13 protein-coding genes are annotated in these 26,303 nt (G+C 71.3%); 2 read left to right on the top strand and 11 right to left on the bottom strand.

What is annotated here, in order from left to right; genetic code table 11:
* The first annotated feature begins 4 nt into the window (after positions 1-4).
* Positions 5-1,027 carry a MupA/Atu3671 family FMN-dependent luciferase-like monooxygenase gene (locus AWQ70_RS15680; protein ID WP_067176326.1) on the top strand — a complete coding sequence of 341 codons (1,023 nt, stop codon included), beginning with the start codon at positions 5-7 and terminating at the stop codon, positions 1,025-1,027.
* Here AWQ70_RS15680 and AWQ70_RS15675 read toward each other — a convergent pair.
* Both AWQ70_RS15675 and AWQ70_RS15670 read right to left on the bottom strand, forming a co-directional pair.
* Positions 1,024-7,305, bottom strand: coding sequence for a non-ribosomal peptide synthetase (locus tag AWQ70_RS15675; RefSeq protein ID WP_067176323.1), 6,282 nt, complete (start codon positions 7,303-7,305; stop codon positions 1,024-1,026). The two genes, AWQ70_RS15680 and AWQ70_RS15675, sit on opposite strands and share 4 nt — an antisense overlap.
* 14 nt (positions 7,306-7,319) lie before the next feature.
* Positions 7,320-13,592: a non-ribosomal peptide synthetase gene (locus AWQ70_RS15670; RefSeq protein ID WP_169808672.1), complete on the bottom strand. Its 6,273-nt coding sequence runs from the start codon at positions 13,590-13,592 to the stop codon at positions 7,320-7,322.
* 179 nt (positions 13,593-13,771) lie between these two features.
* Here AWQ70_RS15670 and AWQ70_RS15665 point away from each other — a divergent pair, with 179 nt between their 5' ends.
* Positions 13,772-14,674, top strand: coding sequence for a GNAT family N-acetyltransferase (locus tag AWQ70_RS15665; RefSeq protein WP_067176316.1), 903 nt, complete (start codon positions 13,772-13,774; stop codon positions 14,672-14,674).
* Positions 14,675-14,695: 21 nt separating this feature from the next.
* Here AWQ70_RS15665 and AWQ70_RS39865 read toward each other — a convergent pair whose 3' ends face one another.
* From AWQ70_RS39865 to AWQ70_RS15620, 9 genes are all read right to left on the bottom strand, one after another.
* Positions 14,696-15,313, bottom strand: coding sequence for an LmbU family transcriptional regulator (locus tag AWQ70_RS39865; RefSeq protein ID WP_281196987.1), 618 nt, complete (start codon positions 15,311-15,313; stop codon positions 14,696-14,698).
* A 618-nt stretch (positions 15,314-15,931) separates the two neighbouring features.
* Positions 15,932-17,488 carry an RsmB/NOP family class I SAM-dependent RNA methyltransferase gene (locus tag AWQ70_RS15655; RefSeq protein ID WP_084517127.1) on the bottom strand — a complete coding sequence of 519 codons (1,557 nt, stop codon included), beginning with the start codon at positions 17,486-17,488 and terminating at the stop codon, positions 15,932-15,934.
* Between the two features lie 6 nt (positions 17,489-17,494).
* Positions 17,495-18,424: a methionyl-tRNA formyltransferase gene (fmt, locus tag AWQ70_RS15650; RefSeq protein ID WP_067176311.1), complete on the bottom strand. Its 930-nt coding sequence runs from the start codon at positions 18,422-18,424 to the stop codon at positions 17,495-17,497.
* Positions 18,424-18,972, bottom strand: a complete 549-nt coding sequence (def, locus tag AWQ70_RS15645; RefSeq protein ID WP_067176308.1) for a peptide deformylase — start codon at positions 18,970-18,972, stop codon at positions 18,424-18,426. The genes fmt and def overlap by 1 nt, the downstream gene beginning before the upstream one ends.
* A gap of 222 nt (positions 18,973-19,194) precedes the next feature.
* Positions 19,195-19,860, bottom strand: coding sequence for a response regulator (locus AWQ70_RS15640; RefSeq protein ID WP_067176305.1), 666 nt, complete (start codon positions 19,858-19,860; stop codon positions 19,195-19,197).
* A complete protein-coding gene (locus tag AWQ70_RS15635) occupies positions 19,857-20,948 on the bottom strand; it encodes a sensor histidine kinase (protein ID WP_245646977.1) in 1,092 nt (363 codons plus the stop codon). Before AWQ70_RS15635 ends, AWQ70_RS15640 begins: the two co-directional genes overlap by 4 nt.
* A 64-nt stretch (positions 20,949-21,012) precedes the next feature.
* Entirely contained in the window at positions 21,013-22,839 is a 1,827-nt protein-coding gene (locus AWQ70_RS15630; RefSeq protein ID WP_067176298.1) for a serine hydrolase domain-containing protein, read from the bottom strand.
* A gap of 369 nt (positions 22,840-23,208) precedes the next feature.
* The gene (locus AWQ70_RS15625) at positions 23,209-24,429 is read right to left on the bottom strand and encodes a hypothetical protein (protein ID WP_067176294.1); all 1,221 of its coding nucleotides are present in this window, start codon (positions 24,427-24,429) and stop codon (positions 23,209-23,211) included.
* A gap of 92 nt (positions 24,430-24,521) precedes the next feature.
* Complete coding sequence (locus AWQ70_RS15620) at positions 24,522-26,201, bottom strand: hypothetical protein (protein ID WP_067176289.1); 1,680 nt, start codon at positions 26,199-26,201, stop codon at positions 24,522-24,524.
* Positions 26,202-26,303 lie beyond the last annotated feature (102 nt).

The raw sequence follows: 26,303 nt of genomic DNA, 5'->3' as shown, positions 1-26,303 counted from the left end.
TGAAATGCTATTCAGCCTGTCCTTCTTTTCGGCCACTGGCGACAGCGCTTCCCACGGGAAGTACACCCTGCTGCTCGACGCGTCCCGCTACGCGGACGAAACCGGGTTCAGCGGCGTATGGATTCCCGAGCGCCACTTCCACCCCTTCGGAGGCCTCTACCCGAATCCCGCGGTACTCGCCGCCGCCGTCGCGAACGCCACCTCCCACGTGACGATCAGAGCCGGCAGTGTCGTGTTGCCGCTGCACCATATCGTCAGGGTCGCCGAGGAATGGTCCGCGGTGGACAACCTCTCCGGCGGCCGGGTGGAGATCTCCTTCGCGTCCGGCTGGCAGCGGACCGACTTCGTGCTGGCGCCCGGCGCCTACGAGCGGCGCAAGTCCATGTTGGAGGATGCCGTCGACCAGGTCCGCAGGCTGTGGCGCGGCGAGAGCCTGGAATTCGACGCCGGAGACGGCATCACCGAGAAGGTGCGGACCTTCCCCCGGCCGCTGCAGGAGGAGCTGCCCATCTGGATGACCTCCGCGGGCTCTCCCGCTACGGCCGAGCTGGCCGGCCGCATGGGCGCCGGCCTCCTCACACACCTGGTCGGCCAGACGTACGGCGAGCTCGCCGAATTGATCCGTCGCTACCGCGAGGCGTCGATGGCCGCCACCGGGCAGCCCGGCCGGGTCGCGCTGATGCTCCACACCTTCCTGCACGAGAACGGCGACCAGGCCCGCGCCCTGGCCAAGCCGCCGCTCAAGCGATACCTCAGCTCCGCCGCCGACCTGCGCGCCGGCGCCCGCAACCGGCAGATTCCCACCGAGCATCTGACCGCCGAGGATTGGGACGTCATGCTCGAGCACGCCGCCGGCCGATACATGGACAACGCGCTCATCGGCGACGTCGCCGCGTGCGTGGCCGCGGTCAAGCGCGCCGAGGAGGCGGGAGTGGACGAGATCTCCTGCCTCATCGACTTCGTGGAGTCGCACGACACCGTCATGGCCGGCCTTCCCCTGTTGAACGACCTGCGGGCCGCCTGCTAATTTTCCGCCTCCAGCTCGGCCAGCAACCGCTCCAGCTCGTCCGCGTCGACCTGTTCCGCCTGAGCCTGCACGACGCGCAGGGCGAGCTGGGCCACGGTCGGCGCCTCGAAGTAGGCGCGTAGCGGCAGTTCTACACCGAACTCCTCACGCACCCGCGAGGCCAGGCGCATGACCAGCAGCGAGTGGCCGCCCACGTCGAAGAAGCCGTCATGGACGCCGATGGCCGCCCCGCCCAGCACATCGGTGACCATGGTGTGGAGGCTCTCCTCCACCGGTGTTCGAGGGGCGACCACATCCTGGCCGTCGAGCACGGGCGCGGGCAGTCGTGCTCGATCCACCTTTCCGTTGGCGTTCAGCGGAAAGCGGTCGAGCATCACGATCGCCGACGGCACCATGTACGCGGGTAACGTGTGCGCCAGGAAACGGCGCAGGGTCGTCCCGTCCACTTCTTCGTCCTGGGACAGCTGCGTAGTGACGTAGGCGACCAGGTTCTTGTCGCCCGGCCGGTCCTCGCGGACCATGGCCACGGCGTGCCGTACGCCTGGATGCCTGCCCAGCGCCGACTCGATCTCGCCCAGCTCGACGCGATAGCCGCGGATCTTGACCTGGTGGTCGGTGCGCCCGATGAACTCCAGCGAGCCGTCCGGAAGGTATCGCACCAGATCACCGGTGCGATACAGGCGGCTGCCCACCATGCCGAAGGGATCGGCCACGAAACGCGCAGCGGTCAGCCCCGGGCCGTTCAGATAGCCACGGTCGAGCCCGATTCCGCCAACGTACAGCTCCCCTGCGACGCCCAGCGGGACCGGCCGCAAGCCGCGATCCAGAACATACAGGCGGGTGTTGCGCAGGGCCCGGCCGATGGGCAGCCTGCCGCCCGCCGCCGCTCCCGCCGGGAGCCGGAAGGCGGTGGACGTGCACGTGACCTCGGTCAGCCCGTAGACGTGGATCAGGTCGGTGCCCAGCTCCTGCCACTCCTCCAGCCGGGCGGGCAGCACCCGCTCGCCGGCGATGGCGACGAAGCGGAGCGTGCCCGGCGGCTTCGCCTTCGCGCCCGCCAGACCGCGCACCCACTCGTGCCAGTACGCGGTCGGCAGCTCGAGCCCGGTCACCGCCTTGTCGGCCAGGTAGGCGGTCAGGTCGACGTCTCCGGTGAGGATGTCCCGGTCGGGCAGGACGACGGTCGCCCCCGCGGCCAGCGTCGGCAGCAGTTCTTCCACGAGCACGTCGAAGCCGATCGAGGCGAGTTGCAGGATGCGGTCCTGCCGGCGCAGTGCGAACTGTTCGATCATGGCGACGGTGTAGTTGGCGAGCGCGTCGTGCACGAACATCGCGCCCTTGGGCACGCCGGTCGACCCTGAGGTGTAGAACACCGCCGCCAGGTTCGACGCCAGGGCGTCCGCGCCGTCCCGGTCATGCGCGGGTGCGGGCCACTCCTCGTCAAGCATGAACAGCCGCCGTCCCGCCAGCGTCGCCGCGTGCTCGTCTGCGACGCCGGACTGGGTGAGGATCAGGTCGACCCCGGCGGCCTCCATGATCGAGGTCAGCCGCGCGGCCGGTTGCGCCGGATCGAGCGGCAGGATCGCCGCTCCCGCCATGAGCACGCCCACGATGGCAACCACGAGATCGGGGGTGGGCCTGACGCAGATACCGACGAGCGATTCCGGCCCGGTGCCGAGGCCGCGCAGGTGCCCGGCGAGCCGACCGGCCCCGCGCACGAGCTCGGCATAGGTCAGCCGCGCTCCCCCGTGTTCCACGGCGATCGCGTCGGGGGTCAGGCGCGCCTGACGCTCGATCATGTGATGCACGCGCTCGTCGGGGATCGGCGCCTGGGTTCTGTTCCATTCCTCAAGCAGCAGACGCAGGTCGTTCTCGTCGAGCACGTCGTAGTCACTGATGGGTCGCTCGGGGCCGGCCGCCGCCTCGACCAGCAACCGGGTGAGCCATGTGCTCCAGCGCCTGGCCGTATCGGCGTCGATCATGTCGAGTCCGAACTCGAGCGTGCCCTTGATCCCGCCCGGCCTGCCGTCGTCCGACATGTGCTCGACGAACTCGACTGACAGGTCGAAGTTCGCCATGCCGAAGGGACTGTTCTCGATGGTGATGGCCAGTCCTGGGATGTCCAGCATCGGCCGGTCGGTGTTCTGCTGGATGATCATGACCTGGAACAGCGGGTGCCTGGCCAGCGACCGCGAGGGCTGCAGCTCCTCCACCAGGCGGTCGAAGGGGATGTCCTGGTTGGCGTAGGCCGACAGGTCCGTCTCACGCACTCGTCCGAGCAGGTCGGCGAAGGTCGGGTCGCCCGAGGTGTCGGCACGCAGCACCAGCGTGTTGACGAAGAACCCGACCGCGTCGCCCAGCGCCTCGTCGGTGCGTCCCGCGATGGGCGTGCCCAGCGGGATGTCGGTGCCCGCGCCCAGCTTGGTCAGCAGCGCCGCGAGCCCTGCCTGCAGGACCATGAACAGCGTGACCTGATTCTCCCTCGCCATGGCCAGCAGGCTTGCGTGCAGTTCGGGCGGGAGGGTGAACGTGACGGCGTCGCCCAGGTAGGTGGCGACCTCGGCGCGCGGCCGATCCGTGGGCAGCGCAATCTCCTCCGGCAGCCCGTCCAGCGTGCTCTTCCAGTAGTCGAGCTGACGGGACATCAAGCTGCCGGGGTCGTCGCCGTCGCCCAGCATCTCACGCTGCCAGAGTGCGTAGTCGGCGTACTGCACCGGCTCCGAGTCCCACGCGGGCGGCCTGCCCGCACGCCTGGCGGCATACGCGGTGGTCAGGTCGCGCGCGAGCGGCACCATCGACCACGCGTCGCCGGCGATGTGGTGGACGACGAACAGCAGCACGTGCTCGCGCGGGCCGAGCACGAAGAGGCTGACGCGAATGGGCAGATCGGCGGTGAGGTCGAATCCCCTGCTCGCGGCGGCGGCCACGGCCTCAGGCAGCCGATCCTCGGCGACCTCGATGACCTCGAAGGAGAAGTCGGCCTCGGCGGCGTCGGCCACCTGCTGCCTGGGCACGCCGGCTTCCTCCGGGTACCTCGTGCGCAGGACCTCGTGCCTGGTCACCAGGTCGCGGATCGCCTCGGCCATCGCGGTCCGGTCGAGTTCTCCGGTCAGGCGCAGCGTGGTCGGCATGTTGTAGGCGGCCGACATGCTTTCCAGGCGGTTGAGGAACCAGAGCCTCGTCTGCGCCAGCGAAAGAGGGACGACGTCGGGCCGGTCGCCGACGCGCAGGGCGGGACGGCCGGAGTCGGCGCCGAGCACGACCTTCGCCAGGCCCGCGACGGTCGGCGTGTCCAGTAGATCCCTGATCGACAGCTCGACGCCGAGCACCGATCGCGCCCGGCTGATCAGCCGGGTGGCCAGCAGAGAGTGGCCGCCGAGCTCGAAGAAGTTGTCGTCCCTGCCGACCTCGTCGACGCCGAGCGCCTCGGCGAACAGGCCGGCCAATAGCTGCTCGTGAACGCTGCCGGCGGCACGACTGGTCGGCCCCTCCACCGGCAGGTCGGGCGGGGGGAGCGCGTCGTGGTCGAGTTTGCCGTTGGCGGTGAGAGGCAAGCGCTCCATGGCCACGAAGTGGGCCGGCATCGTGTGGCTCGGCAGCAGCGCGGCCGCGTGCTCACGCAGATCGGCCGGGATGCCGGGCACGACGTAGGCGATCAGGCGGCGGTCTCCCTGCCCGTTGTCGAAGAGCGTCACCGCGGCCTGGTCGACCTCGGCGTGGGCCCTCAGGGCCGCCTCGACCTCACCTGGTTCGACGCGCAGCCCCTGCATCTTGAGCTGGCGGTCGGCGCGGCCCGCGTAGAGCAGGCTGCCGTCGTTGGCCCATCTGGCCAGGTCACCGGTCCGGTAGAGGCGGGCGCCGGGCGGCCCGAACGGGTCGGCGACGAACCTCTCGGCCGTCGCGCCCGGCCGGTTCCAGTAGCAGCGCGCGACCTGGACGCCGCCCACGTAGAGTTCGCCGATGGCGCCAGGCGGCACCGGCCTTAGATAGGCGTCGAGCACGTAGGCCCTGACGTTCGCCGAGGGCGTCCCGAGCCCTGGGACGGCGCGTGTGCCGGGAAGCGGGCCGCTGGCCACCATGACGGCGGTCTCCGTGGGGCCGTACGCGTTGTGCAAGGTACGGCCGCGCGCCCACGTGGCCGCCTGGTCGGGAGGACAGACCTCGCCGCCGACGACGAGATGCTCCAGCGCGGGCAGCTCCCGGTCCGGCAGGGTGGCCAGCAGGGTAGGCGGCATCATGCAGTGAGTGACCTCCGCCTCGGCCAGCGCGTCGGCTACGGCCTCGCCGACGAACGGCCCGTCGCTTTCGACGAGCACGAGCATGGCCCCGGAGAGCAACGTGACGAGGATGTCGGCGACCGACACGTCGAAGTTGGTCGACACGACCTGGAGCAGGACGCTGTCGCCGGTGACGGACAGCCGGTCGATGTACTCCACCGCCATGGCGGCCGCGGCCTCGTGGGTGACCGCCACCCCCTTGGGCGTGCCGGTCGAACCCGACGTGTAGATGAGGTAAGCGACGTTGCCCGGACGCGGACCCTCCTCGACCGGCGGCGCGTCGTCCTGCCACGGGTCGGCCACGAGCAGGTGGTCGAAGGCCTCGATGACGAGGTCGGGACGCGCGTCCCGGATGAGCTGGTCACGCCGGTGCTCGGGATAGGCAGGGTCGACGGGGACGTAGCAGCCCCCGGCCTTGAGCACACCGAGGAAGGCGACGACGAGGTCGAGCGAGCGCGGCACGGCGACCGCGACCCTGCTCTCCGGTCCCACGCCGAGCTCCGCCAGCCTTCTGGCGAGGCCGTCGGCGCGGGCGTCGAGTTCGGCGTAGGTGAGCGATTCGCCACCGCACGTGACCGCGACCGCGTCCGGCGTCCTGGTCACTGCCCTGGCGAACAGCTCGGGGATGGTCGCCCCTGGCTGCTCCCGGGTGAACCCGCTCCAGCCGAGCACACGGCGGCGCTCCGCCTCGCTGAGCGCGCTGATGGCGTCGATGGCACGCTCCGGCTCGGCGACGGCGTTGTCCACCAGGCGCGCGAACTGGTCGGCGAGCGACAGCATGGTGGACCGGTCGAACAAGTCGGTGTTCCACTCTAGGAAACCGGTGAACCCCTCATCCGACTCCCACAGCTGCACGTTGAGGTCGAGCTGGGTGGTGGACAGCGGGAGGTCGACCAGACTGGTCTCCACCGAGGCAAGCGTGGGCACGTCAGCCGGCGCGTTGTGCACGACGAGCATCGCCTGGGCCAGCGGGTTGTGACTCGACGTGCGCCGTGGCGCGAGCTCCTCGACGAGCCTGTCGAACGGCATGTCCTTGTGGTCGAAAGCGCCCAGCGTCGTCGCCCGCACCTGGTGCAGCAGTTCGCGGAACGTGGTCTGGCCGGCGAGCCTGACCCGCATCACCAGCGTGTTGAGGAAACAGCCCACCACGGTCTCAGTCTGCGGGGTCCGGCTGGCCACGGCGGTGGCGACCGACACCTCTTCCTGCCCGGCGTGCCGCCCGAGCAGGACGGCGAACGCGGCGAGGAACACCATGTACGGCGTGCCCCCGGCCTGCTTGCACAGCCCGGCGACCGGGCTCGCGATGCGCAGCGGCACCCGGTCGCCCCTGCCGGACGGCACCGTGGGACGCGGGTGGTCCCACGGAAGCGTGAGCAGTTCGGGTGCGCCCTCAAGCTCGGCGCGCCAATATCCGGCCAGCTTGTCCGCCGCCGGGCCCGCGAGGAAGTCGCGCTGCCACGCCGCGTAGTCGCCGTACGCGATGCCCTCGGGCGACGGTGGCGGCTCCGCGCCGGCCAGCCTGGCCTCGTACAGCACGGTCAGCTCGTTGGTCAGCAAACCGAGCGACCACATGTCGGCCGCGATGTGGTGCACAGCGAACACGAGGATGTGCTCGGCGGCGCCGACCCGCACGAGCTCCGCCCGCAGCAGCGGACCCTTGGCCAGGTCGAAGGGACGGTTCACGATCTCGACACAGTGCCGTTCGACGTCCTCGCGCGAGCGGCCGGTCAGGTCGCGCTCGGGCACGTCGATCGTCAGCCGCGGCAGCACGAGCTGCAGGGGCTCGCCCTGTTTGGTCCTGATGACGGTTCTGAGCGTCTCGTGCCGCGCCACCAAGTCGGCCACACACGCGCGTAACGCGTCGACATCGAGATCGCCGCTGAACCGGAGCGCCACGGAGATGGTGTGCGCGGCGGACGGGCCGTCCACCTGCGTCATCAGCCAGAACTGGCGCTGAATCGACGACAGCGGGAAGACGCTGAGTCCCCCGTTACTCCCCATAGTGAGCCCTCCGCTCATGAACCGTCTCCGAGCAGCTCTCGCAGCTCTTCGGAGGTGAGATCGTCGAACATGTCCGCGACGTCGGCGGCGTCGAAGCCACCCCGGGGTAACCGCTCGATCAGCGCCTGGCTCGCAGCCTCTTGGGACTCATCCGCCAACCGCGCGGCCAGTCCGGCCAACGTAGGCGCTTCGAACAGCGCGCGCACCGACACCTCGATGCCGTGCACCTCGCGTATCGCCGAGATCATCGCCAGTGCGAGCAGCGACTGCCCACCGAGATCGAAGAAATCGTCATCGGCGCCCACCCGCGGCACGCCGAGCACCTGGGCCCACACCTCGGCCAGCCGCTTTTCCAGCTCGGTGCTCGGCGGCCGGTACGGAACGCCGAGCCGTCTGTCGCCGGACGGCGCGGGAAGGGCGTTCCTGTCCAGCTTCCCGTTCGGGGTCAGGGGGATCGCGTCGACCGGCACGATCGCGCCGGGCAGCATGTGCGGCGGCAGCGTGGCGCGCAGGTGCTCGCGCAGCCCCGGCACGGCCTCGTCCGCGTCGTGGGTGACGATGTAGGCGACAAGCGTGTCGCCGTGGTGCTCCGCGCGCATGACCACGGCCACGTCCGAGACGAGCCGGTGCCGCAGTGCCGCCGCTTCGATCTCGCCGACCTCGACACGGAAGCCGCGTATCTTGACCTGGTCGTCGGCGCGCCCGAGATATTGCAGCTCGCCGTCGCCGCCCCGCCTGGCCAGGTCGCCCGAGCGGTACATCAACGACCCGGGTGGCCCGTAGGGGTCGGCCACGAACCGTTCCGCGGTCAGCCCGGGCTTGCCGAGGTAGCCCCTGGCCAGTCCGGCGCCGCCCACGTAGATCTCGCCTGGGACCCCGGGAGGTGTCGGGCGCAGCGCGGAGTCGAGCACGTGCACCTGGAGGTCGGGCAGGCTCCTGCCGATGACGCTGCCCTGGATGTCCTTGCCGAGCGGCATCAGAGTGGAGTGGACGGTGGTCTCGGTGATGCCGTACATGTTGACCATGGCGGGCCGCTGGTCGCCGTGCCTGGCGAACCACTCCGCCAGCCGCCGGGGGTCGAGTGCCTCCCCACCGAAGATCACCAGACGGAGGCTGAGCCCTACCTCGCTGTCCCGCTCCGCGGCGGCGAGCCTGCCGAAGGCGGAGGGTGTCTGGTTGAGCACGGTGACCTGCTCTTCGGCCAGCAGGTCGAGGAAATCCGCCGGAGATCGCGCGATGTCCTTAGGGACCACGACGAGACGCCCTCCGTGCGCCAGCGCGCCCCAGATCTCCCAGACCGAGAAGTCGAAGGCGGAGGAGTGGAACAGCGTCCACACATCCTGCGGGCCGAAGCGGAAGTCCGGCCAGGTCGTGTCGAGTAGCCGCACCACATTGTGGTGAGGTATCAGGACCCCCTTGGGCGTCCCTGTGGAGCCGGAGGTGTGGATGACGTACGCCAGGGTGGCCGGGCCGGCCGAAGCGATGTCGGCTGCCTGCCCGTCAGCGGCCCGTACATCGTCGAGGGAGTCGATCACGGCGACGGGCCTGGCGTGACGCAGGATCATGTCGCGGCGGGCCGAGGGGTATTCCGGATCGATCGGCACGTACGCCGCGCCGGCCTTGAGCACGGCGAGCATGGCGACCACCAGCTCGATCGAAGGCGGCAGCGAAAGCGCGACCAGCCGCTCCGGTTCCGCTCCCCGCGCGACGAGCGCGCGTGCCAGCCGGTCGGCCCAGGCGTCGAGCTCCCCGTAGGTGATCCGGTCGTCCCCCGAGACGACGGCGACGGCGTCGGGGGCGATCGCGGCCTGGTGTTCGACGAGCGCGTGGATGGTCGTCCGCCGCGTCCGCGGCGTCTCGACGGGCTCCGCGGGAAACCTTCCCGGCAGGTCGACCAGGCCGAGGGCCCGCTCGGGATCCACGACGAACGCCTCGACGAACCGCACGACACAGGCCAGGACCCACTCGGCCCGCTCCCTGCCGAAGACGTCGGGACGGAAGCGCAGGACCAGTCGCGGGCCACCAGGCTGGGAGGTCAAGGCCAGCAGCTCGACCGGATAGTGCGTCGTGTCGTGGATCTCGGCGTCGGTCACGGTCACCGCGCCCATCACCGCGGCCTGGCCGATCGGGTAGTTCTCGACGACCAGCAACGAGTCGAACAGCTCCTCGCCGCCGGCCGCCGCCTGGATGGCCGCCAAGCCGAGGTGCGCGTGGGCGGCGAGCTCGGCTTGGCGGCACTGCAGGTCGGCGAGGTTGTCCAGGATCTTCCTGCCCGGCCGGAGCACGGCGCGGACCGGGACTGTGTTGATGAACAGCCCCGCCATCTCCTCCACCCCCGGAATCTCCGGTGGCCGGCCGGAGACGGTGGTGCCGAACACTACGTCGTCGCGGCCGGTCAGGTGGCGCAGGGCGGCCGCCCAGGCCCCTTGCAGGACCGTGCCGGCCGTCAGGCCGAGCCCGCGTAACGCGGCTGTCAGATCCGGCAGGATCGCGTCGAGGCGCTCGGGGCGGGAGGATCGGGAGGAGGCGGCCACGGAGGCGGCGAGCCTGGTCGGCTCCGCCCCAGCGAGCGCCGCGCGCCACGCGGCCGTCGCGGCCTCGCCGTCCTGGGCGAGCAGCCAACGCAGATAGGTCTCGTACGGCGTGGCCTCCGGCAGGGCGGCGCCATCGTACAAGGCCGTCAGCGCGCGCAGCAGGACGGGCATCGACCACCCGTCCATGAGCAGGTGGTGGTACGTCACGACTAGCCGGTGCGCGGCGGGTCCGAACTTGATCAGCGTGAAGCGCAGCAGCGGCGGCGTGGCGAAGTCGAAGCGGCGGTCGCGTTCCTCCTCCAGGATCGCGGCGGCCTGCTCCCGGCCATCGGCCTGCACGCTCAGGTCGACCTCGCGCCACGGCACCCGCAACCCTTCCACCACGACTTGAACGTCCTCGTGGACGGCGACACGCAAGTTCGGGAACCGGTCGAGCAGCGCCTGCGCGGCCGTCTGGAGGGCCGATGCGTCGAGCGGGCCGTCGAGGTCGAGCACGGTCTGCGCGGCGTAGACGTCGGGCCCCTGCTCGCCGAGCAGGCTGTGGAACACCATGCCCCGCTGCAGGGGCGTGAGCGGCCACGCCTCCCGCGCTCCCGGGTACCGTGCCCTGACGGTCTCCGTCAGCGGCGTGAGCGGGCCGTCCACATGAGCCGTCTCCCGCTCCAGCGGCTCCGCCACACACGCCAGGGCGCGTGGCGTCTGGTGCTGGAACACGCTCTGCACCGAGATCGCCAGCCCCGACTTGCGAACCGCGCCGGCCAGCCGGATCGCCAGGATGCTGTCGCCACCGAGGTCGAAGAAGCCGTCGTCCACTCCCACCCGGTCGGCACCCAAGACCTCGGAGAACGCCTCGCACAGCGCCTTTTCCCCAGGCGTGGACGGCGCGCCGCCGGCCCGCTGGGCGGTCACCGGATCGGACACCTCGGGCAGGGCCCTGCGATCGAGCTTGCCGTTGGGGGTCAGCGGGAGTTCGGCCACGGTCAGGACCACGCCCGGCACCAAATGTGACGGCAGGAACCGCGCGGCGTGCGCACGCACGTCCGCCGGGACCACGTCGCGGCCCGAGGCCGGCACCACGTAGGCGATCAAGCGTGGGCCGGCCCCCCGGATGTCGCGGATGGCGACCGCGACCCGCGCCACCTCGGGGAGTCCGCCGATCACGGTCTCGATCTCGCCGGGCTCTATGCGGAACCCCCGGAGCTTCACCTGGTCATCCGCGCGTCCCAGATACTCCAGCTCGCCGTGTGACGTCCAGCGCGCGAGGTCGCCGGTGCGATACATGACCGTTCCCGGCGCGCCGAACGGACACGCCGTGAAGCGTTCCGCGGTGAGCGACGGTCTACCCAGGTACCCGCGGGCCAGCCCGTCGCCCGCGATGTAGACCTCGCCCCGCTGCCCTGGGAGAACCGGGCGCAGGACGGCGTCGAGCACGTAAATCTGGGTGTTCCTGACGGGCCGGCCGATCGTGGGCTGCCTGTCGTCCTCCAGGGCGCCGGACACCGTGGACCACACGGTCGTCTCCGTCGGCCCGTAAAGGTTCCTTACCTCGGCTCCCGCCTGCCGGAGGCCGGACAGCAGGCCCGGCGTCAGCGCCTCACCGCCGGACAGGACGCGCAGCCCGTCCAGGCACTCAGGGCGCGCCGCCACCAGCGTCTGCCAAAGCGAGGGCGTGGCCTGCATCATGGTGACGCCGTCACGCTTGAGCACGTCGGCGAGCGCGCCTGGATCACGCACCACCTGGCGTGGGACCATCGTGATGCTCGCCCCGCAGGTCAGCGGCAGATAGAGCTCCAGGGCCGCCGTGTCGAACCCGATGGTGGTCACGGACGGCACACGGTCGCCGGGCCTGAGCGGGATGCGCTCCCCCATCGCCGCCAGGAAGTTCGCCAGCGCGCCGCGCGAGACCACGACGCCCTTCGGAACACCTGTCGAACCCGAGGTGTAGATGACGTAGGCGGCGGCCTCGCGCGGCACCGTCAACCCCGGTTCCATGTCGGGGCAGTCCCGCAGAGCGGCCCGGATGTCGTCGTGGTCGAGCTCCAGGACCTCCGCCGGGTCAGCCAGGAGCCCGCGCAGAGCACCGACGGTCAGCACCATCGACGGCCTGGCGTCCGACAGCATGAACGCGATCCGTTCTGCCGGGTAGTCAGGGTCGATCGGAAGGTAGGCGCCGCCGGCTTTCAAGACCGCCAGGAGCGCCACCACCAGATCGGCTGAGGGCGGGATCATGACCGCGGCCAGCTGTTCCTGCCGCAGCCCTCTGGCGGCGAGCAGCCTGGCCAGGCGGTTGACCCGGGCGTTCAGCTCCCGGTAGGTCAGCGTGTCCTCGGCCCTCACCGCCACGGCGTCGGGTGTGGCGACGGCCTGGCGGGCCAAGTCCCCGGGGAAAGCAGGGGCCTCGCCCTCCGCGCGGGTGGTGTTCCACGTCCGCAGGACCAGCTCCCGCTCCTCCGTCGTGGGCAGGCCGAGTTCGCCGATCGGGCGGCCCGGGTCGGACAGCGCCCGCGACAGGACGCGCTCGAACTGATCGATCAGGCCGCGCACGGTGGCCGCGTCGAACAAAGCGGTGGAGTATTCGGCGAAGCCCGTGTACGTCACGCCGTCCGACCACAGCTGCACGTTCAGGTCGAGCTGGGACACGTGCCGGGGCACCGGCACCCGTTCGGAGGTCAGCCCCGCCAAGCTCGGCTCGGGAAGCGGCGCGTTCTGAATGACGAGCATGACCTGAGTCAAGGGGTTGCGGCTGAGGTCACGGTCGGGGGCGAGCTCGTCGACGAGCCGTTCGAAGGGCAGGTCCTGGTGCTCGAGGGCGTTCAACGTCGTCGTCTTCACCCGGCCGACGAGCTCCTCGAAGGAGGGATCGCCTGCCAGCGAGGTACGCAGCAGGACGGTGTTCACGAACGAGCCGATGACGTCTTCCGTCCCGGGTTCACGAGTGGACACCCCGGTGCCGACCACGATGTCGTCCAGTCCGGACCGTAACCGCAGCACCACCTGGAACGCCGCGAGCAGGACCATGAACGGTGTCACACCGTCGCGACGGCACAGCTCCTGGATGCCCGCCGACACCGCCTCGGGCAGCCGGACCGGCTCGGCCGCGCCTTCCAGCGTCTGCACCGAGGGCCGCGCCCGGTCCGTCTGGAGGTCCAGCTCGCCGGGCATCCCGGCCAGTTCCGCGCGCCAGAAGCGGATGAGCCGTCCAGCGCGTTCGCCGTCCAGTTGTTCGCGCTGCCAGATCGCGAAGTCTCCGTACTGCAGGGCAGGTTCGGCTCGCGCCTGGAACGGATCGTTGTAGAAGGCGGCCAACTCATCGACGAAGAGCCCGCACGACCACACATCCGAGATCATGTGGTGCATCGTTACCGCGAGCACGTGGTGGTCCGGCGCGAGGCGGAAGAGCGCGGCACGCACCAGCGGCCCCTCGTGCAGGTCGAACGGCGCCGCGCACGTGGCGGCGAGCACGGCGCTGAGTTCGCTTTCATCGATCGTGCGCAACGGCAGCGTCAGCTCCGCCTCAGACCGGACGACCTGCACGACTTCCCCGTCAACCTCCGTGACCGTCGTACGGAGCGCATCGTGCCTGGCGGCGACCGTGGTGAGTGCTCGCCGCACCGCGTCGACATCGAGTTTTCCGCGTAACCGCAGCGCGAAAGGGATATGGTAAGCCGCCGTTCCCGGAATGAGCTGCTCGACGAGCCAATTCCGATACTGATCGAACGATGCGGGAAAAATAAGAGAATCGACCGGCGCCATCGTCACACCCTCCCCATGCATGCCACGATCAGGCGGCGGATCGCCCTGAACGCAGGCGAAACCAGGTGAACGCCCGGCCGCGAGCATTCGCCGGAAAACTATCACGGGATTCACCCGAAATCAGCTAGGTTAGAACCGCTCCCCGGGGTTCTTCTGCTACGCCGTCATTAGGAGATGCCGTGCCGGAACTCATCATTCGACCTCTCGAAGAGGGCGAGGAAGAACTGTTTCTCTCCCGCCCCGATCCAGAGCTTCTCGGGCTCGTACCGACTCATCACGGCTATCGGGCGCTCTCCAGCGAAGGTCAGTATCGACCGGAATGGAGCTGGGTCGCCATACGCAACGGCCTGGTCGTCGCGAGGGCCGGGTGGTGGGGCGGCCCCTCGGACACCACGCCGCGCTGCCTGGACTGGTTCGACTTCGACGACCCCGCCGATGGTGTCGCCTTGCTGAAGGCAGCGCCGTACCGTGTCGAGCACAGCATGCAGCTCCCGAGTGGCTGGCGTGACGACCCGGTGCTCCGCGGAGTCATCGAGCCCCGCATCGCTGCCGCCGAACAGGCCGGCATGCGGCTCACGGCGCAGCGCCTGCGGTACCTGTGGGGCACGGACCTGACTCCGCCCACCACCACCGACCGGCTCGAGTTCCGCTCCGAGCCCGACGACGACGTCATCCTCGACGCACTGTGCCAGATCATGACCGGCACGCTGGTCGACCACGCGCGCGATCGCGTCGAAACCGGCGGCGTCGAGGCCGCCGCCCGCGAGGAGCTGGCCGGTCTGCGCTGGTATCCGTCCCCCCGCGAGTGGTGGCGAACGGCATGGACACGGGACGGGGAGCTGGTCGGCCTGGCGGTGCCCGCACGTAACCACACCCGGCCGGTCGTCGGGTTCATCGGCGTCGTCGCGGCGCAACGCGGTCACGGGTACGGCTACGACATGCTGGCCGAGATCACCCGCTTCCTCGTCGAGCAGGGTGCGGAGGAAATTGCCGCGACCACCGACCTGGCCAACATCCCCATGGCCCGGATCTTCGACAGGGCTGGTTATCCAATCATCGGCGAACAGATCGACCTCACCTGATCTGCCCCCGGAGCGTTCTCGTCAGCAGTCGGCCGCGACCTCGTCGAGCGTTTGCACGATCCAGTCGGGCACCGCCAGGCCGACCGCGCCGGCCGCTTCCTCCCAGCGCCGCCGGCTCTCCCGCGGCACTTTCAGAACCAGGCTCGTCGTCCCCGACTCGGCAGGCCACTGTTCCTGCCTGCTCGCCCGCAGTTCCTGCCGGAGCCGCCGCTGGGACCACATACCGCGCTCCGCCCTGGTCAGCCAGTCCTCCTGCTCGTGCTCGGGCAGCGCGGCTACCACCAGGTGGTGCTGCAGGCTCAGCTTGTCCCGTCGACGGGACAGCGGGAAGGCACGCGCGACCCACGCGTAGTTACGCAAGGTCTGATACGCCAGCGACGTGCTCTCGACCGCGCGAGTGTATCGATCAGGAAAGAACTCTTCTCCGAAGACGAGCCAGTCACCGAGCCACCACGCCGTGGAATTGCCCAGCAGACTGAGATTCCTTCCTATCCGCTCCCACGATTCGAATGTGATATCCACTGATAATTGCAAACCAAGACCGCGCACTCGCGCAGCGTCACCAAGCCCCAGCCGCTCTTGCCCGCTGACAGCTCTTGCATATAAAGCCGCACGCCTACTGCCACCCGGGCTCGCCATCGCATTCGGTCGTTGAGCTGCCACTCAGTAATACTAGCGGGTTCGGTTTTCCTTTGACTATGCCCACCACGGGAAGTGTGGAGCCAATGCCAACACCAGGGACTCAGGCGGTTAGCAGTTTTGACCTGCGGGTTCAGGGCGATGAAGACGACGCTCGGGCGGAGGCGAGCGGACGTGGAAGAGGGTCCTGGTGGGAATTTCCGGTCCCTACGCCGCCTCTCCGCCAGGAGCCTCGGTGCGCGCTTCCCTGTGCCGTGGAGACCCGATACACGCTGCACAACTGGGTGCGGATGGACAGGCATGCCGACGGACCAGAGCATCGATGACGTGCTCGAACACCACACGGTCGGGGCTCGGCGTCGACGGCAGCCCAGCGGATGATCCGGGTGGAACCCCGTCCGCGCCTGTTCGCGGCTCACATCGACCCGCAGGCGAACCTCCGCCCCTATCGCCAGGCGTTCTTAGGCAGCAATCGCCTCAATATTCACTTTAGTATCGTTTGTCCCATTCAGATCGAACGCCCGGTCCACGGCCTCGGCGCGGGCGCGCGAAATGGCCGACCGTGACCGTCTACGCGATCACCGGCCTTCCAACCCATCACGCCCGCACGGCCGTGTCTCACCTGCGGCGGAGCAGCGCGAGGAACATCGCGTCGGTGCCGTGGCGGTGCGGCCAGAACTGCGCGTACGGGCCGTCGCCGAGGCCGGGGACCTCCGGGAGGTACTCCCTGGCGTCGAGGATCTCGGCCCGCCCGTCCCCGGCGAGGTCGCCGACCACCGCGCGGGTCTCGGCCAGGTGCGGCGAGCACGTCACGTACGCCACCACCCCGCCGGGCCGTACGGCGTCGAGCGCGGTGGCGAGCAGCCTCCGCTGCAGCGCGGTCAGCTCGGGGATGCCGCGCGGGTCGCGCCGCCAGCGTGCCTCGGGGCGGCGGCGCAACGCGCCCAGCCCGGTGCAGGGCGCATCCAGCATCACCCGGTCGAACACGCCCGGCCGCCACGCGGGCTCCGTGCCGTCCGCCGTGATGATCTTGGCCTCGGCGGTGGCCTGCCAGGCCAGCCGGGCGCGGTGATACTGCACGTCGGAGCCGAGCAGGCGCGCTCCCCGCAGCGTGGCGAGCGCGTCGAGCAGCCCGGCCTTGCCGCCGGGCCCGGCGCACATGTCGAGCCAGCGCGCGTCCCGCTCCAGGGGGACCCGGGTGAGGGCGAGGGCGACGAGCTGGCTCGCCTCGTCCTGCACGGCCGCCCGCGCCTCGCCGATCGCCGGCAGCGCGCCCGGGTCGCCCTCCCGCAGATAGGCGCCGTACGGCGAGTAGGCGGCGGGCTCGGCGCCCGCGGCGACGAGCTCGTCGAGCGTGCAGCGGCCGGGACGGGCCACCAGCGCCACCCTGGGCCGGTCGTTGTCCGCGGCGAGCAGCGCGGCGGTCTCCTCGGCGTCGCCGCCGAGGGCGTCCCGCAGGGCGGCGACGATCCAGGCGGGGTGGCTGTAGGTCACCGCGAGGTTCCCGACCGGGTCCTCCTCGCGCGGCGGCGCCACGATGGGCAACCACTCCTCCAGCGTGCGGGTGGCGACCTTGCGCAGCACGGCGTTGGCGTACCGGGCGGGGCCGCTCCCGACGCGGAGCCGCACCAGGTCGATGGTCGCGCTCACCGCGGCGTGCGGAGGGATGCGGGTCCGCAGGAGCTGGTGGACGCCGAGCCGGATCGCGTCCAGCAGCGGCGGGTCCACCTCCTCCGGCGGGCGGTCGCTGCACATCGCGATGACCTCGTCGTACGTGCCGAGGCCGCGCAGCGTGCCGTACGCCAGCTCGGTGGCGAGCGCGGCGTCCCTTCCGGTGAGCCTCCGCTGCCGCAGCAGCGTCGGCATCAGCAGGTTGGCGTACGCGTCGCGCTCGTCGACGGCGCGCATCAGGTCGTAGGCGGCGTTGCGCGCCTCGTCCCTGACCGGCCTGGCCGGGCCGCGCCGCCCGCCCCGGTCTCCACGGCCCCGGTCCGCGCCGCGCTGTCCCGGGCGCTGCGGTCCGCCGCGTCCCTGGTCGCCGCCGCCCTGTCCGGTACGGCGCTGCTCGGAGGGCCCCTGCCCGGCGCCGCCCTGCCCGCGGTTCTGCCCGGCCCGGTCGTGTCCCGTGGGCTTCTGTCCGGCGTGGTCGCGGCGGCCGCGGTTGTCCTTGTTCACGATCGCTCAGCCCAGCCGATCTTCGCCGGTCACGCGGACGCCGCGCGCCCACTCCGCCGCCGTCATCTGGCGCTTGCCCTGCGGCTGCACCTCGCCCAGCTCGACCGGGTGGCTCGCGGTGCCGACCAGGACGCTGCTCTTGGTCGCCCTGATCTCTCCGGGGCCGAGCCGGTCCGCGTCGGGCGCGGGCCGCACCGGGCCGACCTTGAGCCGCTGGCCGCGGAACTCGCTCCACGCGCCGGGGGCGGGCGTGCACGCGCGGATCAGGCGATCGACGCGCATGGCGGTGGCCGTCCAGTCCACCCGGGCGTCGCCCATGTCGATCTTGGGGGCGAGGCTGACGCCGTCGTGCGGTTGCTCGCGGGCCTCCAGCGTGCCGTCCTCGATGCCGTCCAGGGTGGCGAGGAGCAGCTCGGCGCCCGACTCGGCGAGGCGGCCGAGCAGGTCGCCGCTGGTGTCGTCCGGCCGCACCGGCTCGGTCACCACGCCGAAGACGGGGCCGGCGTCGAGCTCCTTGACGATGCGGAAGGTCGCGGCGCCGGTGATCTCGTCGCCGTGCAGCACCGCGTGCTGGACCGGGGCCGCGCCGCGCCAGGCGGGCAGCAGCGAGAAGTGCAGGTTGACCCACCCGTGCCGGGGGATGTCCAGCGCCGCCTGCGGCAGCAGCGCGCCGTACGCGACGACCGGGCAGCAGTCCGGGCCGATCTCGCGCAGCCGGTCGAGGAAGCCGGGGTCCCCGGCCTTCGCCGGTCTGAGCACCTCGATGCCCGCCTCGTCGGCGAGCTGGGCCACGGGGCTCGGGTGGACCTTGCGCCCCCGGCCGGACTGCGCGTCCGGGCGGGTGACGACGGCGACCACCTCGTGCCGGGGCGAGTCCAGCAGCGCGCGGAGCGAGGGCAGCGCGGTGTCCGGTGTGCCGGCGAAGACGAGGCGCACTACAGGGCCCTCCCCCGCGTCGCGTGGGGGGAGAACTTCACGGTCGGGGAGGACAGCCCGCTCCACTCGGCCTCGCGGATCGCCCGCATCGCCTGCTTGCGCTGCTTGGCGTCCATGCGGTCGATGAAGAGCACGCCGTCGAGATGGTCGGTCTCGTGCTGGAAGCAGCGCGCCATCAGGTCGGTGCCCTCCAGCACGACGGGCTCGCCGTGCATGTTGAAACCCTTGGCCACGGCCCTGATGGAGCGGGGCGTCGGGAAGGACAGGCCGGGGAAGGACAGGCAGCCCTCCTCGCCCTCCTCGTCGAGCTCGGAGGACAGGTCGAGGTCGGGATTGATCAGGTGGCCGAGCTGGTCGTCCACGTAGTAGGTGAACACGCGCAGCCCGACACCGATCTGCGGCGCGGCGAGCCCGGCGCCCGGCGCGTCCATCATCGTGTCGGTGAGGTCCTTGACGAGCCGGCGCAGCTCCTTGTCGAAATCCACCACCGGCTCCGCCGGGGTGCGCAGCACCGGGTCGCCGAACAGGCGGATCGGCTGAATGGCCAACAGACGGCTCCGTTCACATCGGGGTACGTCAAGTTCCAGGGATCAGCCCAGTTTACGGTCCTCCGGCACCGATCCCGAATGACGAGCGCGGCCGCGCGAGGCCGGCGGAGGTCCCGATATCGGGCGAACTGATCGCCGTCAAGGTCGACAGCAACCGCAGCCGCGCCACGACCGCGCTGCTGGGCTCGCCGCGGTCTCGCGTCAGGTCACGGCCGCGCCCCCTTAGCGGCGCCAGCGGCCCGGCTGGACGAGGCCGGACTCGTAGGCGCAGATGACCGCCTGAATACGATCGCGCAAGCCGAGCTTGGACAGCACGTTACTGACGTGGGTCTTCACGGTGTGCTCGCTCACCACCAGGGCCACCGCCATCTCGGGATTGGACAACCCCTGGCCGAGCAGGGCGAGAATCTCGCGCTCCCTGGTGGTCAGGGTGTCCATCCCCGGTATCACGATCGGCGGGCGGGCCTCGCGGCGGACCAGGTCGTCGATGAGCTTCCTGGTCACGACGGGCGCCAGCAGCGATTGCCCGGCCATCACGACCCGGACGGCGTGTACGAGGTCGTCGCGCCGCACGTCCTTGAGCAGGAAGCCACTGGCACCGGCGTGCAGTGCCTCGTATACGTACTCGTCCTGGTCGAAGACGGTCAGGATGACGACCTTGGTGCCGGTCTCGGCGCAGATCGTCCGGGCGGCCTGGATGCCGTCCATGACGGGCATGTGGATGTCGAGCAGGGCGATGTCGGGTGCGTGCGCGCGGACCGCCGCGACGGCCTGCTCGCCGTCGCCGACCTCGGCCACGACCGTGATGTCCGGCTGGGTGTCCAAGATCAGGGCGAAGCCGCTGCGCACGAGCTCATGGTCGTCGGCGACCACGACGCGGATCGTCACAAGGCGGCTCCCGTCAGGTGCACCGTGACGGTGAAGCCGCGCCCGTCCGGCCCGGGGCCGAAGGACGCCGACCCGCCACAGGCCGCCGCCCGCTCGCGGATGCCGATCAGCCCGTGGCCCGAGCCGCCCGTGTGCCCGCGGCCGTCGTCGGTGACGGCGATCACGAGCGGGTCGTGCCTCCAGTCCAGTTCGACGGCGACCGCAGTCGCCCGGGCGTGCTTGACCGCGTTGGTGAGCGCCTCCTGCACGATCCGGTAGGCGGCGGCATCCGCGTCGGCGGGCAGCGGGCGCGGTGTGCCGTGGACGGTCAGCGTGGTGCGTTGCCCGGCCCGGTCCACGCTGTGCACCAGCGCCTCGATCCGGGCCGCGGTCGGCGGAGCGCCGGGAGCGGACGTGCCGAGCATGCCGAGCAGGCGGCGCAGCTGCTCCATCGCCTCGCGCCCGCTCGCGGCGATGGCGTCGAAGGCGGCCTCGGCCCGCCCCGGGTCCGGGCGTACGGTCAGCGGTCCGGCCTCCGCCTGCACCACCATGAGGCTGATGGCGTGCCCGAGGACGTCGTGCATGTCCCGGGCGATCGCCGCGCGCTCCCGCTCGACGGCCCGCTCCGCCTCCCGTCGCTTGTCGCGTTCGAGCTGGCGGGCGTAGGTGTGCCGGTTGGCCGTGGCCCGGCCCATGGCCCAGGCCGCGACGTACATCACCAGCGCCCGCACCGTGGTGTCCGCGCTGGGCGTGTTCAGGACGAGCCCGGCGAGCTGGGTTCCTGCACTCGCGACGAGCAGGGCCAGCGCCCAGGCCCGGGTCCGGCGTGAGCCGTACGCGGCCACGGTGTAGATCGCGATCAGCAGCGCGTAGGGGATCGGCTGCGGGGCGGTGTCGGGGTCGTTGAGCAGGTACGCGCCCGCTGCGGCCGTCACCGCCGCCAGAACCGCCAGCGGTGCGCGCCGCCGCCAGATCAGCGGCAGCGCCAGGCCGAGCACGGGCAGGTACTGCCCGAGCGTGTAGCCCGTCACAGGGTCGGCCTCCCGGACGGTCAGGATGAAGGGCGCCGACTGCGCGGCGAGCACCACCACGGCGATCGCAAGGTCCACGGCCAGATGGGGAATCCAGCGGATTGATCGGACGATAGCTGACATATCGGGAACGAAATCCTACTCAGGTGTACGGCGGGCCGACGAAGTTGTACAAGATCGCCACTACGGCGAACGCGACGACGCCCGTCGTGACCATCGTGTAGCCGACCCTGGCCCACGTCCGCCACCAGCGCCGCCACCAGGCGAGCACCGCACCGGCGAGCAGGGCGACGGCCAGTGCCACGGTCAGCGTCGCCAGCACCAGCAGCCCGATCAGCACCGGCGCCCCCTGCAGCACCAGCGGCAACGCCCGGCCTTCGTCAGCGAGCAACGAGCCGAACCCGGTCACGAACACCACCACCGCGACGCCGCCGAGCCAGGCCGCCAGCCGCCAGGCCCACGGCCCGCGCACCACCCGCCCGCGCACCCTGCGTACGGCCAGCGCCACGGGATACCCCACCACGGCGATCGCCGACACCGCCACCGCCCACGCCAGCAGGCCGAGGTGCAGCCACGGATGCTCCAGCGAGCCGATCCGGTCGAACACGACCGTCTGGCCGCCGAGCACGAGCTGACCAGGCTCGGGGAAGGCGACACGGCTCCATCCGCCCTGCTGCTGGAAGACGCCGGGTTCGAACTGGATCCAGCGCTGCTCCCGGCCGCCGAGCCCGGTGGTGACGACGCTGCCGTCGGCGGCGGCACTGACGTGCACGGGTGTGTCCGTCAACGCCTGCACCTTGAGCAGGCTGCCGCGGCTGACGCCGCTGCTTCGGTACCAGCCTTCGTAGGCGCGGGAGGACGCGCCCGCCAGCGCCGTGACCTTCGGCGGCGCCGCTTCCGGCAGGTACCGGTCGATGATCTTCTGCACCAGCGCGAACCCGTCCAGCCCGTGCCGGCTGGTGCCGTCGCCGTTGGACATCAGGTGGACGCCGATGCCCTGCTCGGGCAGCAGGAACATGTAGGTGTGCATGCCGGGCATGTCGCCGCCCTTGAACAGCAGCCGATGCCCCTTGTACGGCCGCTCCTCCCACATGAACCCCATCCCCGCCAGACCGGGATGCTCGCTGTACTGCCGGCGCTGCATCTCGGCCGCGATCCCGGCCCCGAGCCGCGCGTCCCGCGACAACTGCGCCTGCAGGTAGACGGCCATGTCGGCGGCGGTCGAGGCCGGCCCGGCGCCGGAGGCGGCGAAGTCCGCGCAGTCGACCGGCGTCGGCGTCCCGTCCACCAGGTAGGCCTTGGTGCCGCGCAGCCCGCCGCAGGCGATGACCGAGTCGTTCATGCCGAGCGGCTCGAACACCCGCCGCTTCACGTACTCCTCGAACGGCGTCCCCGACACGGTCTGCACCAGATATCCGGCCAGCGCCACCCCGTAGTTGCTGTAGGACACCCCGGTGCCGGGTGGGCGCACCCGCGCCGGCTGGTGCGCGGCGAGCGCCTCGCCCAGCGGCAGAATGTCCGAGGCGCTGCCCACGACGTAGCCCTCGTCGAACCCGGCCGTGTGGGTGAGAAGGTGCCGCAACGTGACCGGGCGGCCCGGGTAGGCGTCGTCGACCTGGAAGGACTTCAGGTAGGTGTTCACGTCCGCGTCCAGGTCCAGCTTGCCCGCGCGGACGAGCTGCAGGGCGGCCTGGGCGGTGAACAACTTGGTCTCCGAGCCGATGAGGAACCGGGTGCGCTCGGGATCCACCGGCACCCGCCGCTCCGCGTCGGCCCAGCCGTACCCCTTGTGCACCACCCGCTCGCCGCCCGCCACCACGGTCACCGCCACGCCCGGGATCTTCTCCTCGGCCATCGTCGTGGTGACGTGCTCGTCGACCAACGCGCCGAGCTCCTGCGGTGCGGGTGGCCCGACCGCCCGCGCCGGGGCGGTCATCAGCACCAAAGCGGTCATGAATTTCAGCAACATGACGTCAAGGGTCCTGCGCACACCCCTGCGGGCACATCGCCGACGCCACCCATCCGTCCCTCCGCCGCCCGGGGGAGACAGATCAGCTCCTTCTCCACTCGCCACTCGGCACGGGCGTTGATCCGGTGGATCGACCCGATCAGCGACTCCACCGGCCCGTCGACAAGCTCGGCCTGCCGCGTCCGGCCGCGAACGCCTCCTCGAAACGACGGCACACCGAATCGACCATCTGTTCTCCCCGGCCACTGGTCGGCGGTTCGATGCTCGTGCTCCGGTACCGCGGCCGCGCGCCCCGAACGCCCTGATCGTACGAGTGCCCCGGGCGACGGCGGGCACGACCTGGGCGGTGTTCACAAACGGGAACGCGGATCAGGCGTGCCGGGAGCGGACCTTCATGGCGGTCTTGCGCGCCGACTTGGCGATGACCACGTCGGGGTGGTGCCGGCCCAGCATCTCCAGGACGGCCAGGGCGTCGGGATGGTCGGTGCGGCCCATCTCGGGGACCAGCGTGCGCAGGTCCTCGCCCAGCATGTCGATCTGGCCGACCGACTCGCCCCCGGAGCCGATGTAGAGCAGGGCGGCGAGCGTGTCCACGGCCACCCAGGCGCCGTCGCCCTCGCCCAGCGCGGGCGCCTCCAGGTCGCGGACGCCCAGCCACGCCGCGGCGTACCGCCACATCATCGGCTCGGCCAGCGCCTCGCGGACGGCCGGCTCGGCCTCGGGGCCCAGCTCCTCCAGGATGGTGCCCGCGGTGCCCCGCTGCGCGGCGTTGCCGGACGCGGCGATCTTGACCAGCTCGCGGGCCGCGTCCTCGGGGATCCGCCGCTCCAGCCACAGCGTGGCGACGCTCGACGACGCCCTGCCCGCGAGCATCGCCTCGATCAGCTCGGCCGCGCCCAGCTCGGCGAACCCCGCCACCTCGTGCAGCGAGGGCGCGTCGTGGCCCTCCCTCAGCAGGTCGCGCCGCACCGCCCACACGCCGAGCGGCGTCAGCCGTACGAGCTCGGCGGCGGGCTCGATCAGGCCGCAGTACTCCAGCAGGGCCAGCGCGTCGGCGAGCTCGGCCGGCAGCGTCATCCGCAGGCGCCGCAGCTCCCCCGGACGGGCCTGGCAGCCGACCTCGTGCGCCTGCACGATGCCCGAGGCCAGGGCGGCGACCGGCATCCCCGACCGGACCGAGTAGATGGTCGCGAGGATCTCGGTCAGGTGCTCGTCGATCACGCCGGAGCCGGTGAGCCCCTCGTCGGTGCGGTCCAGCACGTCCATGACCACGCCGTCCCAGAACTCCAGCAGGTCGTGGGCGGCGGCCGGGCCCGGCCGGGCGCCGGCTTTCGTGATCTCGATGAGGCGGCCGTTCACCGCGACGATCCACAGCAGGCGGAGCCAGCGCGCCTCGAGACCGAGCTCGCGGACCGCCGTCGCCGCGTCGTCGTCGGTCAGCAGCCCGCCCTCGGTGACCTCGCGCACCCCGGTCCACCGCGCGAGCCGTACGGCGTCGCGCACGAGCGGCACCATGGGCACGGCCCGCACCAGCTCCTCGTCGGGGGCGAGGTCGACCGGCGGGAAAGTGAGCGCGTCGGTGTCGGCCATTACAGCAACTTACTCCACACCGGGCGAAACCCGTGCCGTCCGCCGCTTCCTCCTCAGCCGCCCCGGAGATCCACCTGGACCCCGCCCGCCGGTCAGCGGATGCCGCGCGAGCGGGCCTTGAAGGCGGCCTTTCTGGCCGCCTTGGCGGTGGCCTTGTCAGGAAGCGTGTTGCCGAGCAGTTCGAGCACCTCGACCACGTCGGGGTGCTCGACCCGCCACATGTCCTCGATCAGATGCGGCGGCGGGCCGGACGCCGCCATGTTCTCGGCGAAGCCCTCGGGGTCGATCTGGGCGGCGGGCAGCGCGAGGGCCAGCATGTCCACGCTGACCCAGAGCAGCTCGTCCTGCGTCAGCGCGGGCGCGGGCAGGCCCCGGGACGCCAGCCAGTGGATGGCGTGCGGCCGCAGCTCGGGATCGTCGAGGCAGCGGGTCAACGCGGCCGCGGCCTCGGCGGGGAGCCGGTCCACGATCGTGACGGCGATGCCGCGCATCTCGGCGGGAGCGCCCGCGACCGCGCCGAGCAGCTCCTCCGCCGCCTGCTCGGGGGTGCGTACGGCCAGCCATCGCTCGATGTCGCCCTCGGCCACCTCGGCGGGCAGTCCGCTGGTGATGAGCCCGGAGATGAGCCCGCTCGCGTCGCCCTCGGCGAGGTCCGCCGCGATGGGCGGCTCCAGCCCGATCTCCAGGTACAGCTCCCGCAGCCCCCACAACCCGTGCGGCGTGAGCGCGACGCCGCCGCCGAGGGTGTGGACCGTCCCGGTGTAGACGAGGCGGTCCAGCGCCTCGTCGATCCCGTCCACCCGCTCGCCCGCGGCCAGCTCGCGGAGGTATTCGGCGACGCCGTCCGGCGGCACCGGCACCTGGAGCCGGTAGAGCAGGTCGTGGACCGCGTAGATCGACTCGTCGACCGCCTCGTTGCCGGTGATCTCGACGGGCGCCTCGATGAGGAACTCCACCGTCGCCGCCCACAGGTCGAGCAGGTCCTCCTCGTCGCGGGACTCCAGGGGGACGAACCCCTCCTCCAGGAGCACCGCCGTGCCCTCCAGACGGGCCAGGCCGAGGTCGAGCGCCAGCCGCCAGGCCAGCGCGGGCCGTCCCACGCCGCACTCCTCCGCGACCCGGCGCGCGTCCTTGACCCGGAGCGCCTTCCTGACCGTGGTGGTCCTGCCGCCCTCGGCCATCCACACCACCAGCCGGTGCGCGTCCCGCAGCAGCGGCACCTCGCGTACGGCGCCGGCGATCTCGGACGGCGAGGCGAGCCGCACCGCCGGGAGCGGCGCGCAGCCCGGGCAGTCGCAGGCGTCCTCGTCGAGGCCGTCGAGCTCCTCCACCGCCCGCTGCACGGCGAAGGGGTCGGACAGGTCGAGCGAGTCGGCGTCGATGGCGCTGAAGATGCTCTTGGCCATGCCGAACTTGCTCGTGTCGGCGAGCGCGGCGGGCATCTCGGGCTCGATCTCGTCGAGCACCGCCCGCATCCGCTCCGCCGCCCGCGCGCCGATCTCGCCCATGTCGACGAGGAAGTCGACGAGGGTGCGCGCGGCCGCGACGGTCTCGTCCGCGCTCTCGGGCGGCGCGATGACCTTGCGCGGGTAGATCTCCAGCAGCAGCTCTTCGAACGTTCCCGGCCGGAAGTCGCCGAGCTCGTTCACCTCCAGGTAGTCACTGGCGTAGTCGCACAGCAGCCGCACCTCGTCGACGTCGACCTCGACGCCCTTTTCACGCCCCCACGCGCGCAGGCCGTCGACAGCGCGGTTCACCCATTCGATCGACACAGGGAGACGCTAACGGGTTACTGACAGCATCGCGAATCGGCGACGAAAGCGCAGGAAACCGCAGGTCCCGGGGCACTCCACCCCTCCCGCCGGCCGCTGCCG

It is taken from the genome of Microtetraspora niveoalba, from assembly GCF_001570405.1.
GTDB classification, from domain to species: Bacteria; Actinomycetota; Actinomycetes; order Streptosporangiales; family Streptosporangiaceae; genus Microtetraspora; species Microtetraspora niveoalba.
Note: the sequence above shows the minus strand (reverse complement) of the source record. Positions and strands in the feature narration are given on the sequence as shown.